The sequence below is a fragment of the Nocardia sp. CA-151230 genome, assembly GCF_050942175.1.
GTDB lineage: Bacteria > Actinomycetota > Actinomycetes > Mycobacteriales > Mycobacteriaceae > Nocardia.
This window is the reverse complement of the sequence record NZ_CP192061.1, coordinates 8,781,863-8,797,616: the sequence shown is the minus strand read 5'-3', so window position 1 is coordinate 8,797,616 and position 15,754 is coordinate 8,781,863. Positions and strand designations below refer to the sequence as shown.

The 15,754-nt window shown below is 69.7% G+C and carries 13 protein-coding genes; 7 read left to right on the top strand and 6 right to left on the bottom strand.

Annotation, left to right across the window (positions count from 1 at the left end):
- Window positions 1-8: 8 nt before the first annotated feature.
- Window positions 9-1,127 (top strand): BTAD domain-containing putative transcriptional regulator, encoded by a 1,119-nt coding sequence (locus tag ACQP1O_RS41180; protein WP_433563656.1) that lies wholly within the window; start codon window positions 9-11, stop codon window positions 1,125-1,127.
- 175 nt (window positions 1,128-1,302) lie between these two features.
- Window positions 1,303-2,763 carry a DUF4185 domain-containing protein gene (locus ACQP1O_RS41175; RefSeq protein ID WP_433563655.1) on the top strand — a complete coding sequence of 487 codons (1,461 nt, stop codon included), beginning with the start codon at window positions 1,303-1,305 and terminating at the stop codon, window positions 2,761-2,763.
- A gap of 206 nt (window positions 2,764-2,969) precedes the next feature.
- Here ACQP1O_RS41175 and ACQP1O_RS41170 read toward each other — a convergent pair whose 3' ends face one another.
- Window positions 2,970-4,040, bottom strand: a complete 1,071-nt coding sequence (locus ACQP1O_RS41170) for a fused (3R)-hydroxyacyl-ACP dehydratase subunits HadA/HadB (protein ID WP_433563654.1) — start codon at window positions 4,038-4,040, stop codon at window positions 2,970-2,972.
- Between the two features lie 264 nt (window positions 4,041-4,304).
- Window positions 4,305-6,683, bottom strand: coding sequence for an Rv0361 family membrane protein (locus tag ACQP1O_RS41165; protein WP_433563653.1), 2,379 nt, complete (start codon window positions 6,681-6,683; stop codon window positions 4,305-4,307).
- A gap of 83 nt (window positions 6,684-6,766) precedes the next feature.
- On the opposite strand from ACQP1O_RS41165, the gene ACQP1O_RS41160 reads away from it, so the two are divergent.
- Window positions 6,767-7,210 carry a DUF3151 domain-containing protein gene (locus ACQP1O_RS41160; RefSeq protein ID WP_433563652.1) on the top strand — a complete coding sequence of 148 codons (444 nt, stop codon included), beginning with the start codon at window positions 6,767-6,769 and terminating at the stop codon, window positions 7,208-7,210.
- A 58-nt stretch (window positions 7,211-7,268) separates the two neighbouring features.
- Window positions 7,269-8,363 carry an FUSC family protein gene (locus ACQP1O_RS41155; protein WP_433567967.1) on the top strand — a complete coding sequence of 365 codons (1,095 nt, stop codon included), beginning with the start codon at window positions 7,269-7,271 and terminating at the stop codon, window positions 8,361-8,363.
- Window positions 8,364-8,645: 282 nt separating this feature from the next.
- Here the strand turns inward: ACQP1O_RS41155 and ACQP1O_RS41150 are convergent, their stop codons facing one another.
- Window positions 8,646-9,428, bottom strand: coding sequence for a site-2 protease family protein (locus ACQP1O_RS41150; protein ID WP_433563651.1), 783 nt, complete (start codon window positions 9,426-9,428; stop codon window positions 8,646-8,648).
- A gap of 57 nt (window positions 9,429-9,485) precedes the next feature.
- Window positions 9,486-10,145 carry a hypothetical protein gene (locus ACQP1O_RS41145; RefSeq protein ID WP_433563650.1) on the bottom strand — a complete coding sequence of 220 codons (660 nt, stop codon included), beginning with the start codon at window positions 10,143-10,145 and terminating at the stop codon, window positions 9,486-9,488.
- Window positions 10,146-10,501: 356 nt separating this feature from the next.
- Here ACQP1O_RS41145 and ACQP1O_RS41140 point away from each other — a divergent pair, with 356 nt between their 5' ends.
- A complete protein-coding gene (locus tag ACQP1O_RS41140; protein WP_379388662.1) occupies window positions 10,502-11,791 on the top strand; it encodes an adenylosuccinate synthase in 1,290 nt (429 codons plus the stop codon).
- A gap of 325 nt (window positions 11,792-12,116) precedes the next feature.
- Here the strand turns inward: ACQP1O_RS41140 and ACQP1O_RS41135 are convergent, their stop codons facing one another.
- Complete coding sequence (locus ACQP1O_RS41135) at window positions 12,117-13,610, bottom strand: PLP-dependent aminotransferase family protein (RefSeq protein WP_433563649.1); 1,494 nt, start codon at window positions 13,608-13,610, stop codon at window positions 12,117-12,119.
- A 62-nt stretch (window positions 13,611-13,672) separates the two neighbouring features.
- Here ACQP1O_RS41135 and ACQP1O_RS41130 point away from each other — a divergent pair, with 62 nt between their 5' ends.
- Window positions 13,673-13,975 carry a hypothetical protein gene (locus tag ACQP1O_RS41130; protein ID WP_433563648.1) on the top strand — a complete coding sequence of 101 codons (303 nt, stop codon included), beginning with the start codon at window positions 13,673-13,675 and terminating at the stop codon, window positions 13,973-13,975.
- Window positions 13,976-14,027: 52 nt separating this feature from the next.
- Window positions 14,028-14,588 (top strand): methylated-DNA--[protein]-cysteine S-methyltransferase, encoded by a 561-nt coding sequence (locus ACQP1O_RS41125; RefSeq protein WP_433563647.1) that lies wholly within the window; start codon window positions 14,028-14,030, stop codon window positions 14,586-14,588.
- Between the two features lie 72 nt (window positions 14,589-14,660).
- On the opposite strand, the gene ACQP1O_RS41120 is transcribed toward ACQP1O_RS41125, so the two are convergent.
- Entirely contained in the window at window positions 14,661-15,734 is a 1,074-nt protein-coding gene (locus ACQP1O_RS41120; protein ID WP_433563646.1) for a hypothetical protein, read from the bottom strand.
- Between the last annotated feature and the right edge of the window lie 20 nt (window positions 15,735-15,754).

Below are 15,754 nucleotides of genomic sequence, written 5' to 3'. Positions count from 1 at the left end.
CAGGTGGCATGACTGTCGATGTGCGGGTCCTGGGCCCCGTGCAGCTCTTGGTCGCCGGTCGGTCCGTGCCGGTCGGCGGTCCCAAGCCGCGTGCGCTGCTGGCGGCTCTGGCCGTGAACCGGCGGCGCGCGGTGTCTTCCCAGGCGCTGGCCGACATTGTCTGGAACGACGATCCACCGGATTCCTATCAGGCGAGTCTGCAGGTGTTCGTCTCGAATATCCGTAAGTCCCTGCGCACTGCCGGGGTAGACCCGGTGGCGCTGTTGCGCACCGAATCCTCCGGCTACCGGCTGGAGATCGAGGACGACGAGTGCGATCTCGGGCGCTTCGAGACGCTGCGCCGCGAGGGTTCGGAGGCCGCCTCGATCGGCGACCCCACCGCCGCGTCCCGGCTCTTCGGCGAGGCGCTGGCGGAATGGAGCGGCCGCGCCCTGGACGATCTCTCCGGCCTCGGCTTCGCGGAGAGCTTCGCCACCGCCATGGACGAGGAGCGGCTGCTGGTCGCCTCCGCCCGCATCGACTCCGAAATCGCTTTGGGCCGAGCCTCTTCCGTGGTCGGTGAGCTGGTGTCGATGACCAGCGTGCATCCGCTGCGGGAGCCGCTGTGGGCGCAGCTCATCACCGCCCTCTACCTGTCCGGCCGACAGGCCGACGCGCTCGACGCCTGCCGCCGGGTGCGCACCGTGCTCGCCGACGAGCTCGGCATCGATCCCGGTCCCGCGCTCATCGCGCTGGAACAGAAGGTGCTGCGTCAGGAACCGTTGAGCACCGGGCAGATTCACGAGGTCGAGCGCATGGCCAAGGCCATGACGGAGACCGTCACCGAGCTACCGCGCGCCGTGCGCGCCGGGCAGTTGCGGCTGTCCGACGGCCGGGTGGTGCCGATCGGCTCGAACGGCATGAAGATCGGCCGCATGACGGACAACGACCTGGTGCTCGACGATCCGAAGGCCAGCCGGTACCACGCGCAGATCACCCCGAGCCGGGCCGGGCTGCTCATCAAGGACCTGCACTCCGCCAACGGCATCTACATCAACGAGGAGTCCATCGAATCGGCCGCCGTGCTGGCCGACGGGGACGCCATCCGGATCGGCACCACCGTGCTCACCTTCCAGGCCTTGCGCTGAGCCGTCGCTGTATTACGCTGCTGCACTGTCGGTTTCGGTTCGCGGTGCGGCGGCGGTAGGCCCACGGGTCTCGATTCGATCGAGATCGGTCGAGTACCGGCGGTTCGCCCTGTTCCGGGGGTAGGGTCTCTGCCCGGAAACGTCCGGAGAGCCCGTTTATCGGAAGGTTGAGTGCATGGCCAAGCGGCTGGTGGCAGCTGCGGGGGCGGTGATCGTCGGGGCGGGCGTACTCGCCGGAATGGGCGGACCGGTCGCGGCGGCGGATCCGGGTGCGGCACCGGCCGTTCCGGGTACCGGGTCCTGCAGCACCGACGCCCAGCCCGGACACGAGTCGCTGATCCCGAAGACCGTCGAGGTGCCCGTGCCCTATCCGGTGGTCACGGTCGACACCGGACCGCTACCGGAGAACACCGAGCGCGTGGCGATGGAGCTGCCGCCGGATCCGTGCGTGAACCCGTGCCCGGACCTCACCGACACTCCCGCTCCGCCACCGGGACTCGCCGAACAGCTCGGCCTCCCCAGGCTGATCGTGCGGCCGCAACCGTTCAATTTCGCGTTCCCCAACCCGAATCCGCCGGCGCTACCGCCCGGTCCCGATCCGGCGCACCCCCCGGTGGAGGCCGCCGCCCAGGTGCCCGCCCGGCCGACGCCGCGGGTCTCCGACGTACGCGAGGTGTCCAAGCTGACCGGCGCCGGCTCGGTCAACCGCACCGACAAGCGCTGGCAGGTACAGGGCACCGACCTGGGCATCATGTGGCAGAGCGCGCCGGACGAGATCGCCATCGCCTTCGGCGACACCGTCGGCCGCGACTTCCACCCGCCGGGCGGCATGGGTGAGGACTGGCGCTCGAACCTGCTGGCCTTCAGCAAGAACCGGGATCTGGAGAACGGTGTCGTGTTCGACCGCATGGTCACCGACGGCCGCTGCCACGCCGCCGAACTGCTGAGCAGCCGCAAGCTGGACAATATCGAGATCACCACCATCCCGACCTCGGGCTTCGCCATCGGGGACCGGCAGTACCTGAGCTACATGTCGATCCGCACCTGGAACAGCGTGCCCGGAACCTGGTACACCAACTACGGCGGCATCGCCTACTCCGACGACCACGGCGAGCACTGGACCAAGGACCCGTACGCCAAGTGGGAGAACATCTTCGGCCTCTCCAACTTCCAGGTGGCGGCCATGGTGCCGCAGGGGGACTGGGTCTACATGTTCGGTATCCCCAACTCGCGGCTCGGCGGGGTGGGCCTGGCCCGGGTGCCGAAGGATCAGGTGCTCAACCCGACGGCCTATCAGTACTGGAACAGCGGCTCCTGGATACCCGAGACGAACGGATCGGTCACGGTCACACCGATTGTCGACGCGCCCGCCGGTGAGCTGTCGGTGCGCTACGACGAGAGCCGCAAGGTGTGGCAGATGAGCTACCTGGACACCGCCAAGGCGGCACTCGTTGTGCGGGAATCGGATACGCCGCAGGGCGCGTGGTCCGACAGCGCGGTGACGGTGAGCGCCTTGCAATTCCCGGAGCTGTACGGCGGCTTCATCCATCCGTGGTCCACCGGCAACGACATGTACTTCACCATGTCGACCTGGAGCGACTACAACGTCTACCTGATGCACGCCACAGTGGACTAGCACTCGAAGCGAGTGCGCTGCGAGGCAGGTGCGGCGCATCCGTTTCTTGTTGTTCGGTTGCCAACCGCAGCAACTGATTTCGTAACGGTCGGGGTAACTCCTGGGGTACGCCCGAAATAGATTCGGTACCCGCCCGCCGGCACGCGTGCACGGCGGGCGACGGCTCTATGCCGGGCGCTGAAGTTACGGGGAGGCGGGGGAAGCTCTCAGCTGTGAGTCTCGGGGAGGCGGGACAGCCGGATCTCGGCGACGGCGCGGCCGAACAGCTTCTTGCCGTCGGAGGTCGCGCCCAGCACTACGGTGGCCGCGCCTTTGGCGGCGTCCACCGACTTCACCTTGCCGGTGAACTCGACGATGGTCGGGGCGGTCGGCTCGACCGGCACGAAGCCGGAGAAGCGGACGCTGAACTTGCTCAGCGCCGACGGATCGCCCAGCCAGTCCACCAGGTAGCCGGCGGTCAGGCCCATGGTGAGCATGCCGTGCGCCACCACGGTGGGCAGGCCGACCAGGGTGGCGGCGGTGTCGCTGAAGTGGATGGGGTTCGGGTCCCCGGAGACGCCCGCGTAGTTGACCAGGTCGCCGCGGGTGACCGGCACCTTGGTGGCGGGCAGCTCGGTGCCGGCGGTCAGGGTGGCGGCGGTGGGGATGGTGTGGACCGGCTGCGGCGGGGCGGGGGCGGCCAGCTCGGCGACCTCGTCGGGGGCCAGCAGCACCAGACCGGTCGGGTCGCCGTCGAATTCGCCGGGCTCGACCACGTGGCCGTGCATGACCACGCCCGAGACGGTCTCGACCGTGGCCGGATCGATCTCGACGCCCTTGCGGGCCACGATGGTGGTCGTGGCGACCAGCACCGGCAGCGCGTCGGCATCGGTGAGGGTGACCTTGACGGTGATGAAGTCGTTGTCGCCGAAGCTGCGGATGTTCTCGACGACGACGTCCACCCCGAGGCGGTCCTCGGCCAGGATCGGGCGGTAGTACTCGAAGATCTGATCGGTCTGCAGGATCTGCGAGACGTCGTACTCGGTGAGCACGGACCCGATCAGCGAGCGGGTGGTGGCCGCGCCGATCACCGACGCGAAGGTCGGCGAGGCGAGCAGGCCGCCGTAGCCGAGCGCCGCGGCGGCGGCCTCGGTGTGATGACCGGGGTGTTCGTTGCGCACCGAACGCGCGAACTCGCGGATCTTCTCGCGGCCGACGTCGTAGTGATCACGGACACGGAAGTGTCGTCCGACCAGTTCGGTCGCGGTGGCTCGAGTAGCCTCTGCCGTTTCCGGCATGGTGTTCAGCTCCCTGCAAATCGAAACCCGGTGGGCCCGCACCACTTCTGAGGGCACTGTCCCGGACGGATATCGGACAGTGTTCCTGGACGGTGTACAACCGCTGAAGTGCCGGTATGCCGAAACGGCCGGCCCGAACAATCCGGCACACAGTACCCACGTGTCGGACTGTTGACCAGGTCTTTGTGATGTTCATCGCGACCGGAGCCGCAAATGCTTCAGTGACTTCGGTCGCAGGGGCTGCGGTGAATTTCCGGGAGCCGATCAGTGGCCGTTCTGCGGGTCGCACACCTTCCACGAGCCACCTTCGTTGCGCAGATCGAAGGTCCGCGCGGACGTCTTCGACGGGTCCGCGGCGGTGTACACGGTCGCCTGCGCGAGCGCGGCGTCGCCGGTGATCCGAATCGCGTCGACGCTCTTCACCTGCGGGATGCTCTTCTGATCCTGCGACGTCTTGTACACACTGGAGAACTGGTCGGCCGAAATCTTCTGGTAGAAGTCGTGCTGCGCACCGCAGGTCACCGCCCGCAGCGCATCCAGGTTCCCGGACTTCAGCGCATCGGTGTAGACGGTGATCGTCTGCTGCACCTTGGCTTCCGGCGAGTTGTCGCTGTTGTGCTTCGTCACCCCGGCCACCACACCGACGATCGCGATCACCACGATCACGGCCGCCGCAACGATGATCCACAGCTTCTTCTTCGACCCGCCCGGCGCCGCCGCGGCCCCGTCGGCCGCCGGAACCCGCTGGGGCTGCGCCAGGATTCGCGGTCCATCCCCCTGGACGTCCTGCGGCCTGGCCTGTCCCGGCCCACCCTGCACCGGGCCCTGCGGCGCGTTCGGGTTCGGTCCCTGAGGTGCACCGGGACCCTGCGGCGCGTTGGGTCCCTGGGGTGCGTTGGGTCCCTGGGGCGCGCCGGGTCCCTGCGCACCCGGTCCCTGCGGTCCGCGCGGACCCTGCGGCGGGGCGCCCGCCCCGACCCGCTGCGGCGTCGCGATGCGCGGCCCGCCGATCGGCCGGCCCGGCATGGTCGGCTGCATATCCGCCGGCGACGGCGCGGTCGCGGGCCGGCGCGGTCCCATCGGCGGCCGCGGCGGCGACGGCCGCGTCTCCTCGACCGGCGCGTCAGGCGCCGGCGCGTTGCCCTTCGGTCCCACATTCCGCGGGCCCGCGTTCACCCGCGGCGTCTGTGGCGGCTTGCTGACCGCCCGTCCCTGCGGCCCCGAAACCCGGATCTTCTCGGTTCCCTGCTCCCCGGAGACGATCGGCAACGCCGTCGTCGCGTCATCCGCGGGACTCGGAACCTTCTTGATCACAACGGTTTTCGCGTCCCCGCCTGTAGCGTCGCCGGAATCGCCGTCCGGCTTCGCCGCGGAATCGCCTGCCCCGCCGGCCTGCTCGGCCGCAGCGCCACCGTCCTTCGCCTTACCGGCATCCTTCGCCGCACCGGCGTCCGCGGCGGCCTTGCCGCCCTCCGGCCCCGAATCCGCCTGCGGCATCCCCTCGGTGGGAACATCCTGCGGCGCAGGCTTCCCCTGCGCCGCATTGCTCGCGGCTCCACCCGGCTTCTCGGCAGCCGCGGGCGCGGATCCGGCCTTCGCGGCCCCGCTGCTCGCCGCCTGCCCGGGGCGCTGAATCCGAATCAACTGCGTGGTCGCATCCGCCGCAGCAGCGGCAGCGGCCTGCCCGTCCGCGGCAGATTTCTCCCCGCCCGGCCGCTGAATCGGAATGAACTGTGTAGGAGCATCGTCCGTCGCCGCCTGTCGGCCAGGGCCGGACTGCTCGGCGCCGGTCGGCTTTCCACCGGCGTTCTGTCGCGCGGGTGCGCTCGAACCCTCGGGCTCGGCCGGGGCGGTCTGCCCCTTGGTCGCTCCGGAGGTCGAGGACGCGTCCGGGCGTTGCGCATCGCCCGCGCCCTGCGGCCCGGCGCCAGATCCGGATTGTCCAGCGCCAGTGGGCTTCTCGGCGGCCGCGTTCGAAGGCGTCGGCGCATTCGAGTCCTGCCGGGTTGTCTGTCCCGCTGCGGGTTCGGCGGTCGGCGGGGTAGCCGGTCGCTGCCCAGCGCCCGCGGCGGGAGCCTGTCCGCCGGAGGCGGATTGCCGGGCGGCAGCGGGTTGTGTGCCGGGCGGGTTCTGCTTGCCGGCTGCGCCGGGGGCTGCGGGCCGGCCGCTCGGAGCGTTCTGAGGTACGAATTCGCCCGAAGCCTGGCGAGCGGCGGCCGGGGGCCGACCGCCGGGGGTGCTCGGCGGAGTGGTGGGTTGGACGCGGCCGGCTCCGGCGGACTTGGGGGTTTCGTAGTGGATGGTGGCGAAACCGGCCGTGCCGGACTTGGCGGGCGGGTTGGCCGGCTTGCCTTGGCCGGGGGCCGGGTTCGAGGCGGCCGATGCGGGTTCGGCTGCGCCGGTGCGGATCTCCTCGGTGCGGGAGTCGGCGGTGGGAATCACTTCCGTGGCCGCGGTCTGGGGAGCGTTGTCTGCGGCGGCATCGCTCGGTGCGCCGGGGCCCTTCGCGGGGTTGCTCGGGGCGGGGCCGCTGGGCCGGGACGCGGACTGGTCGGTCGGAGTCTTGGGGGTGGCGGTGTCCTCGGCGCCGGATGCCGGGTTGGCAGGACCCTGCGGCTGCTGGTCGTCTTTCGGGTCGGACACGCGCTACACCCCTTGCTTCGGCGGAACTGTGATTCGACGGTCAGCCTACTGAGCATTCCGGACGGCGGTGCAGAATGATCGGCATGACCTCCTTCGGCGATCTACTCGGACCGCAGCCGGTCCTCCTCCCGGAAAACATCGACGCTGAGGACGCGCTGCTCCAGAAACAGGACCCGGCGCAGGTCGCCGCGGCGCATCCGACCGCCTCCATCGCCTGGGCCCATCTGGCCGAGGCCGCGCTGGAGCGGGGCGAAACCGCCGAGGGCGAGATCAACTACGACATCGTCGCCGCCTACGCCTTCGCGCGCACCGGCTACCACCGCGGCCTGGACCTCCTGCGCCGCAACGGCTGGAAGGGCTTCGGCCCGGTGCCGTGGAGCCACGAGCCCAACCGGGGCTTCCTGCGCAGCGTCGGCGCGCTGGCGAAGGCAGCCCGGGCCATCGGCGAGACCGACGAATACGCGCGCTGCCTGGACCTGCTCGAGGACTGCGACCCGCGCGCGGCCGCCGAGCTCGGCCTCGACTGAATTGAGCAGCGGCCTGGGCGAAACCTTCGACGCTGCCCGGGAGAGCAGCGTCACCCGCATGCGCAGGGCCGCGGGGCGCGTCCGGTCCTCGCTGCTGCCGATCGTGCAGTGCGCGATCGGCGCGGGCGTGGCCTGGCTCATCGCCCACAATGTGATCGGGCACGAGCGCCCGTTCTTCGCGCCCATGGCCGCCATGATCTCCATCGGCCTGTCGTTCGGTGCGCGGCTGCGCCGGTCGGTCGAGTTGATCGTCGGCGTGGCCGTCGGCATCGGGGTCGGCGACCTGTTCGTCTCCCGGGTGGGCACCGGCGGCTGGCAGATCGTGCTGCTGGTGGTGATCGCCATGTGCACCGCCGTCTTCCTCGACGGCGGCCCGGTCATCACCATGCAGGCGGCCAGTTCCGCGGTACTGGTGGCCACGCTCTATCCGCCCGGTCAGGGTGGTGCGTCGCTGCGCATGATCGACGCGCTGGTGGGTGGTCTGGTCGGCATCGTGGTGGTGGCGGCGATCCCGTTGCATCCGGTCCGCCGTGCCCGGGAGCAGGCCGCCGGGATTCTCGAGGTGATGGGCAATGCCCTCACCGAGTGCGCGGACGGCCTGCTCGAGCAGGATGCCGGCAAGATCAAGACGGCGCTCGAGACCGTGCGCGGCACCCAGGGTGCGATCGACGCCATGCGCAACACCCTCGAGGGCAGCAGGGAGATCATTCGAATCTCCCCGCTGTACTGGAACTCTCGCTCCCGCCTGCAGCGCCTGCGGCAGGCCGCCGACCCGCTCGACAACGCGGTCCGCAATACCCGCGTACTGCTGCGCCGCGCGCTCACCTCGGTGCGCGACGACGAGGTGCTGAATCCGGGCCTCGTCGCGGAGGTCGAGAAGCTCGGTCAGGCCGTGGATGTGGTGCGCCGCATGATGCTGGCCGACCCGGACGAGAAGCCCGATCCCGCCGAGGCGACCCGCGTGCTGCGCTCGGTCGGCAAGGGCGCGACCAAGGATCTGGTGACCGGGGCGGGCCTGTCCGCCCACGTGGTCTTCGCCCAATTGCGTTCCATCGTCGTGGATCTCATGCAGGTGTGCGGGATACGAAGGCTCTCCGCCATGGCGCTGCTGCCGCCGACCGTCCCGCATCCCTACGTCACGCCGATCGACTGATCCGTGCCTGCGCCCCGATCACAGGTAGGTCCGAGACCGGATTGCGGGTATGCCCGATTCGTCTGCGGGGGCCTGCTCTCGATCTTCGGGTAGCCCGCTACTCGTGTCGAACCGCTTGCGTCCCTCTACCGTTCGTACCAGGCCGGATTTACGAGGGGTAGTCCGGTTCCGGACTCGCAGCGAAGGGTGGCGACGGTCCCTGCCGACCGATGTCGTTGCGATGGGCCGCCCGGCCACCGGGTCGTCCGGGCGGCCTACCCGGGTCAGAGCCAGAAGCGCGTCTCAGAGCCAGAAGCGCGTCAGGGCGCTGCCCGCCGACCACCAGCCGCCCGGCAGCCCGGACAATTCGAACAGCGCGTTGATCGCGTCGAAGAAGAGCCGGTTGAGTTCCGGCGTGAACAGCAGCGCGAACAGGATCAGGATGCCGAACGGCTTGATCTGATCCAGCGACCGCCGCGTCTGATAGCTCAGCGACGGCTCCAGAATCCCGTACCCGTCGGTGCCGGGAATCGGGATGAGGTTCAGCACCGTCGCCGTAATCTGCAGGAACGCAAGGTAACTGAGCCCGAACCAGAAGGCCGCGTGCGAATGGGTGCTGCCGTAGAACCGTACGATCACCAGCAGCACGATCGCGCACAGCGCGTTCACCGCGGGCCCGGCGCCACTCAGGATCCGCTGTACCCGCGGGCTGAAGTTGTGCGAGTGTACGTACACGGCGCCACCGGGCAGCGCGAACCCGCCGAGCGCGATGAACACCACCGGCAGCGCGATCGACAGCAGCGGATGGCTGTACTTGAGCGGATTGAGGGTCAGGTATCCGCGCATCTCCACTTCGCGGTCCCCGGCCCGCCACGCCACATACGCGTGCGCGAATTCGTGCAGGCAGATGGACACGATCCAGCCGGCCACCACCAGGATGAAAACGCCGAATTGGGCCTGGCGCGAACCGTAGTCGGCGTCCCAGGCGAGCGCTCCGCCCGCCACCGTGATCACCACGACCAGTAGGAACACCGGACTGGGCCGGACCGCTCCGGATGCCCGGCCCACCGCGCGCGGGTAATTCACCTGATACTCCCAACTGGTCGGCTCTTCTGTTCCGCCGCTACCCATTCTGGGGGTGGATCAGCGAACCAGCAGCCAGGGCTCGTGGTGCCGATAGAACGTGGAGCGCTTCACCACCCGATCGGTGGTGATCCCGTCGCGGGTGACGACGGCGCCGCTGGTGCCCAGCTGCATGGCGCGCCCCTCGACCCAGCGCTTCTTGCGCAGGCCGCGCTGCACGGTGGCGCGCAGGCCGGGCATCTCCAGCATGGGCGAAACATGCAGTGCCGCGACCTTTCCCGTGAACAGCCGGGTGTCGTCGACGTAGGCCTCGCCCTGGAGCTTCGCGCCCGCCTCGCCGACCAGGGTGGCGCGGCCGATCAGCACCTTGCCGGTGTCGTCGCGAATCAGCGGGGTCGCGATTGCCTTGCCCTCCAGTGCGCGCTTGGCGGCGGCGGAGCCGGTACCGGTCTCGTAGGCACGGGAGCCGTAGGTGCGATCGATGGGCACATAACCGATTTCGACGCCGAGGCGTTCGGTGCGCATCAGATGGGTGAGGACCGCGGCCAATCCGGCGTCCTCACCGAGCACGATGAGCCGGGGCAGGCTGTCGGCGGCCATGACCGGGAGCAACTCGTCCAGAGCGCCGGTAGCGGGAATGGCGGAGGTCTGGGTGAGGGGCAGTGATGCCAGCGCGATGGGAACGGGCGCGCCTTCGCAGCGGAGAACATGGGTACTCAACTGCCGAACACCCTCCTCTGGCTTGCCAACACCTGTCCGCCTCGCTGCGTATCCGATGGACCCCCGCCGGTCCCTCTCCCCGTGCCACCATAGCCCTGTCTCATTTGCCGCGCTGTGCTGTGTCTGATTGCCCTCCGTTTCGCTCCCCGCTCCCAGGCGGAGGTCCATTCCAGCCGCGGTCCGGACCGAGCCGGGCCGCGAACTGCGAGTATGCCGTCCCGGGGTGCGAACTGCGGGTATACCGCCCCGGGGACTTATGGGTCATCCCGTAAAGTGTGCCTACGGCCACCGCCTTCTGACGGCGAGTAGCTGCAGCACCAGAGGGGCTGCGCGTCGAACCCGTAGGAGACACTCACATGCCGGCAATCGTGCTGATCGGCGCCCAGTGGGGCGACGAGGGCAAGGGCAAGGCAACCGATCTGCTCGGCGATCGGGTCCAGTGGGTAGTTCGATACCAGGGCGGCAACAACGCGGGTCACACCGTGGTGCTGCCCAATGGTGAGAGCTTCGCGCTGCATCTGATCCCGTCAGGCATCCTCACCCCCGATGTGACCAACGTCATCGGCAATGGCGTGGTGGTGGATCCGGGTGTGCTGCTGGCCGAACTCGCCGGTCTGGAAGAGCGCGGTGTGGACACCTCCCGCCTGCTGCTCTCGGCCGACGCCCACCTGATCATGCCGTACCACGTGGCCATCGATAAGGTCACCGAACGTTTCCTGGGCAACAAGAAGATCGGCACCACCGGCCGCGGCATCGGTCCCTGCTACCAGGACAAGGTCGCCCGCGTCGGCGTCCGCGTGGCCGACGTGCTGGACGAGAAGATCCTCACCCAGAAGGTCGAGGCCGCACTGGAATTCAAGAACCAGGTGCTGGTGAAGATCTACAACCGCCGCGCGCTGGACCCGCAGCAGGTGGTGGACGAGGTGCTCGAGAAGGCCGAGGGCTTCAAGCACCGCATCGCCGACAGCCGGCTGCTGCTCAACCAGGCGCTGGAGCGCGATGAGATTGTGCTGCTGGAGGGTTCGCAGGGCACCCTGCTGGACGTCGACCACGGCACCTACCCGTACGTCACCTCCTCCAACCCGACCGCGGGTGGCGCGGCGGTGGGCGCGGGCGTCGGCCCGAACAAGATCACCACGGTGCTCGGCATCCTGAAGGCGTACACCACCCGCGTCGGCTCCGGCCCGTTCCCGACCGAACTCTTCGACGAGTCCGGCACCTACCTGGCCAAGACCGGCGGCGAGGTCGGCGTCACCACCGGCCGCGCCCGCCGCACCGGCTGGTTCGACGCCGTGATCGCCCGCTACGCCACCCGCGTCAACGGCATCACCGACTACTTCCTCACCAAGCTGGACGTGCTCTCCAGCCTGGACACCGTCCCGATCTGTGTCGCCTACGAGATCGACGGCGAGCGGGTCGAGCAGATGCCCACCACTCAGACCGAATTCCACCACGCCAAGCCGATTTACGAGGAAATGCCCGGCTGGTGGGAGGACATCTCCGGCGCCCGCACCTTCGAGGAGCTCCCCGCCAACGCCCGGGCCTACGTCGAGCGCCTGGAAGAACTGTCGGGAGCACGGGTTTCGTGCATCGGCGTCGGCCCCGGCCGCGACCAGACCATCGTTCGCCACGACATCCTGGGGTGAGCTCTCCGCCCTCTTGACCGCCTCTCCGAGACTTCAGCGGGCGGGCTGAGTGCTGACCCGCCTCTCCATGACTTCAGCGGGCGGCTGAGTGCTGACCCGCCTCTCCGAGACTCCAGCGGGCGGCTGAGTGCCGTTGCAGGTTCTGCATCCGTGCGTGCGGATGGGTGCCGAACCGATTTTGGTCGTACCCGATGAGTTAACCGCATCTTGCGAAATCAGTTGTCGCTGAGCGGAAACACGCGCCTGCCGCTTTTGCGGCGGGCGCGAGTCGTTTCGGGCGTATTGCGGGTCTCAGGGCGGTACTGCACCGCCTTGCTGGGTGGTGTCAGTAGGTGATCAGTGGGGCGAGTGGGTCGGCGGCGTGCGGGGTGAGGGCGGCGGAGGCCGCCGCGATGGACTTCACGGCGACTCGCAGGTCGGATTCCTCGTGCGTGAAGGGGAGGCGGATGAAGCGTTCGAAGGCGCCCTGGACGCCGAAACGCGGTCCGGCGGCGAGCAATACGCCGTGGTTGGGGGCGGTGGCGGCCAGGGCGGTGGAGACCGGGGCGGGGAGTTGGGCCCACACGGACATACCGCCGACGCCCTCGGTGACGCGCCAGTCGGGGAGTTCCTCGGCGAGGGTTTCGAGCAGGACCGCGCGGCGGGAGCGGAGCTGGTCACGGCGGGTGGTGAGGATTTCGTCGGCATTGCGGAGCAGGTGGACGGTGGCCAGCTGGTCCATGACGGGGGTGCCGAGGTCGACGGTGGAACGGGTGCCCAGGAGTTTGGTGATGAGGGCCTGGTTGGCGCGGACCCAGCCGACGCGCAGGCCGCCCCAGAAGGACTTGGAGGCCGAACCGATGGTGACGATCTCCGAATTGCGGGCGAAAGCGGCGGCGGGGGGCGGGGATTCGAGGTCGGTGAGGTTCAGATCCACCATGGATTCGTCGACGATCACCGTCATGCGGGTCTCACGGGCGATCGTCGCCAGCTCCGCCCGGCCCTCGGCGTCGAGCAGGTGACCGGTCGGATTGTTGAAGTCCGGAATCAGGTAGGCGACGCTGGCCGCGGTCTGCCGTGCGGCACTGCGGATTCCGTCCAGATCCCAGCCGTCCGGGCGCATGGGCACCGGCACCGGGCGCGCACCCACATCGCGAATCGCCTCGATGGCGTTCGGGTAGGTGGGGTGCTCGATGAGCACGCGTTCGGCCGGCGTGGTGAGCACATTGAGCAGCAGCCGCAGACCGTGCTGCGCGCCCAGGGTGATGAGGATCTGGTCCGGCTCGGTGGGCAGCCCGCGCTCGGTGTAGCGGCGGGCCAGCGCCTCGCGCAGCATGAGCACACCCACCGGATCCATGCCGTGCGTGCCGAGATAGGTCGGAAGCCCTTGCAGGGCAAAGGAGTACGCCTCGGTCATCTGCGGCGGGGCGGCCATGGCGGCGTAGGTCATGTCGATGGTCGGCAGCTCGGGCTGCGCCATCATGGCCAGGATGCTGCGCGCGGGCTTCGCGCCGTCGTGCACCACGGTCGGCGGCAGCGCCACGGTGCTGCGTGAGCCCTGGCGGCTGATCAGGTAGCCGTGCTCGCGCAGCAGGGAATACGCGGAGGTGACGGTGGTGCGGCTGACCGCGAGGGCGGTGGCCAGATCGCGCTCACTGGGCAGTGCGACGCCGAGGGGCGCGCGGCCGTCGTGAATGAGCAGGCGGATGCTCTCCGCCAGCGCCACGTAGGCGGGCCGCGTCGAACGCTTGCCATTGTCGGCGGGGGCGCCCGGTTCGTCGTTCCGCCAACGGCCCAGGTCGCGCGTCAGGCTGGCCGCGCCGATCACTCGTGTCGCCATACAGGCCAGTATCGGGGTACTGGATATTTTCTTCAAGTCCGGGCCGGAGCCACTATGGGCTCATGGTCGCTCTGCTGGTCTCCATTCTGATCGTCGCCGCTTTCGCCGGTCTCGTGTACCGGTACGCGCCCAAGCCCGGCGAGCGCTGGGGTGAGCTGCTGGAGCGGTATCGCCCGCATGCTCCCATGTCGGACTGGTCGGTCGCCGAATTTGAAGCGTCCCGGCAGTATTCGGACCTGGCGGCCATCGCGTCGCTCCGTCCGGATGCCTGCCCGCCGGCTGCCGCGCGGCGATTCCGTCGCAGCGCTCCGGCGGTGGCCGCCCTGTCCACCATTCCGTGCCGAGGGGAATCAGTCCAGTTCTAGCAAACTGGACTGTTATCAGGACTTTGTCGGTGCCACCGTGCACACTGGCCTCATGTCCGCCCCGGCCCGACCCCTGGCGTCGGCGGCGCTCTTCGATACCGCGATCGGCGTGTGCGCCATCGCCTGGAGCGCCACCGGCGTCCTGCGCTTCGCCCTTCCCGACCGCGACCCCGCGGCCACCCGCTCCCACATCCTGCGCCGCCACCGCCTGGCCGACATTCACGAGGCCGAGCCCACCGCCGACCTGGCCACGGCCGTCGACCGCATCCGCGCGCACCTCACCGGCGATCTGGACGACCTCCGCTGGATTCCCCTGGACACCAGCGCTTTCAACGACTTCGACCGCGCCGTCTACGAGGTGACCCGCGCCATCGACCCGGGCCACACCCTGAACTACGGCGCGGTCGCGAACCGCATCGGCGCCCCCGGCGGCGCCCAGGCCGTCGGACAATCCCTGGGCCGCAACCCGATCCCCCTGATCATCCCCTGCCACCGCGTACTGGCCGCCGACCACGCCCTGCACGGCTTCTCCGCCCCCGGCGGTCTCACCACCAAACAGCGCCTCCTGGAAATCGAACGCACCCCCGGTTTCGGCGAACCCACCCTCTTCTGACCACCGCCAGATGAGAAGGGATCCGCACCGAAGGCCTGGTGCGGATGCCCCGCATCCCCGGGAAGGTGTGAGTTAGAGCGTGCCGCCCAGGAAGCCGCCGACCGCGGCACCGCCGACCCCACCGGCGGCACCGCCGAGTACCGCGGCCGGAATGCCCAGTGCGGCAGCGCCTGCGGCACCACCGGCGGCTGCGCCGATGAGCGCGCCGCCGCCCGCGAAACCCGCGACCTCCGGTGCGGCGGAAGCGCTCTGGATGGCGAGCAGTCCACCGCCGACGCCTCCGGTGGCCACCGCTGCGGCAACTGCGCCTGCGGTGAGGCCGCCCGCGACCACGGTGCCGACGGCCGCACCGGCGCCGAGACCGACCAGTGCTCCGACCGCGGCGCCTGGGACGCCGCCCACCACGGCCATCGGCGCACCGGCCGCGAGCGCGCCGCCGACAGTGCCGATCGCCGCGCCGCCGAGGGTGCCCGCGGCGATCTTGTCGGAGCGGGTCGGATTGACGCCGATGGAGTTGAGGCCGGTGGCCAGACCCGCTTCGGTGTCGGCGGCTGCGCCGTTGACGGTGTCGAGGATGTTGTCGGGCAGCTGGTCCGGGGCGGGGGTGGTGAAGTCGCCGATGCGGACGGTGCGCGGGGGTGGGGCGATCGGCAGGACCGGGTCCACCACCGTCGGGGCGTGCAGGGTTTGGAAGTCGACCGCCGGCGCCGCTTCGTGATCCGGGATGGGGCGGAAGTTCGCGGGAATTGGGTAGTCGGCCTGCGGCGGCGACTGTGGTGGCGGCAGTGGGTGTTTCGGCACGGTGATGCCGGGCTGCGCGAGGCTCGGACGCGGGCCGGGGCGATCCTGGTCACGGGCCGGGAGGGCTACGCCCGGCTGGGCGGAGCCCGGGCGCGGGGCGGACTGGACGGAGCTTGGCGTGCCGGCGATGCCCGCGGCTTCGGGGGCCGCCGCACCCGGCTGCGGATTCGCTTCCGGGGCAGCGGTATTGCCCGGGGTGCGGGTGCCATTCGGCTGCGCGGCGGCCTGGGCCGAGGTGCCCTGCGCCGACTTGGCCGGGTGGTCATTCGTATTCGAGCAGGCCACGGCCAGCGCCAGTGGAATGGCGCCCATGACGATCACCTGCCGAGCCACGATGCTCTTCACTTCACGATGCCGACGGAGCA

Coding starts and splice junctions, on each gene's coding strand:
- ACQP1O_RS41180 (WP_433563656.1), top strand. CDS start 9: ATGACTGTCGATGTGCGGGTCCTGGGCCCCGTGCAGCTCTTGGTCGCC.
- ACQP1O_RS41175 (WP_433563655.1), top strand. CDS start 1,303: ATGGCCAAGCGGCTGGTGGCAGCTGCGGGGGCGGTGATCGTCGGGGCG.
- ACQP1O_RS41170 (WP_433563654.1), bottom strand. CDS start 4,040: ATGCCGGAAACGGCAGAGGCTACTCGAGCCACCGCGACCGAACTGGTC.
- ACQP1O_RS41160 (WP_433563652.1), top strand. CDS start 6,767: ATGACCTCCTTCGGCGATCTACTCGGACCGCAGCCGGTCCTCCTCCCG.
- ACQP1O_RS41155 (WP_433567967.1), top strand. CDS start 7,269: ATGCGCAGGGCCGCGGGGCGCGTCCGGTCCTCGCTGCTGCCGATCGTG.
- ACQP1O_RS41140 (WP_379388662.1), top strand. CDS start 10,502: ATGCCGGCAATCGTGCTGATCGGCGCCCAGTGGGGCGACGAGGGCAAG.
- ACQP1O_RS41135 (WP_433563649.1), bottom strand. CDS start 13,610: ATGGCGACACGAGTGATCGGCGCGGCCAGCCTGACGCGCGACCTGGGC.
- ACQP1O_RS41130 (WP_433563648.1), top strand. CDS start 13,673: ATGGTCGCTCTGCTGGTCTCCATTCTGATCGTCGCCGCTTTCGCCGGT.
- ACQP1O_RS41125 (WP_433563647.1), top strand. CDS start 14,028: ATGTCCGCCCCGGCCCGACCCCTGGCGTCGGCGGCGCTCTTCGATACC.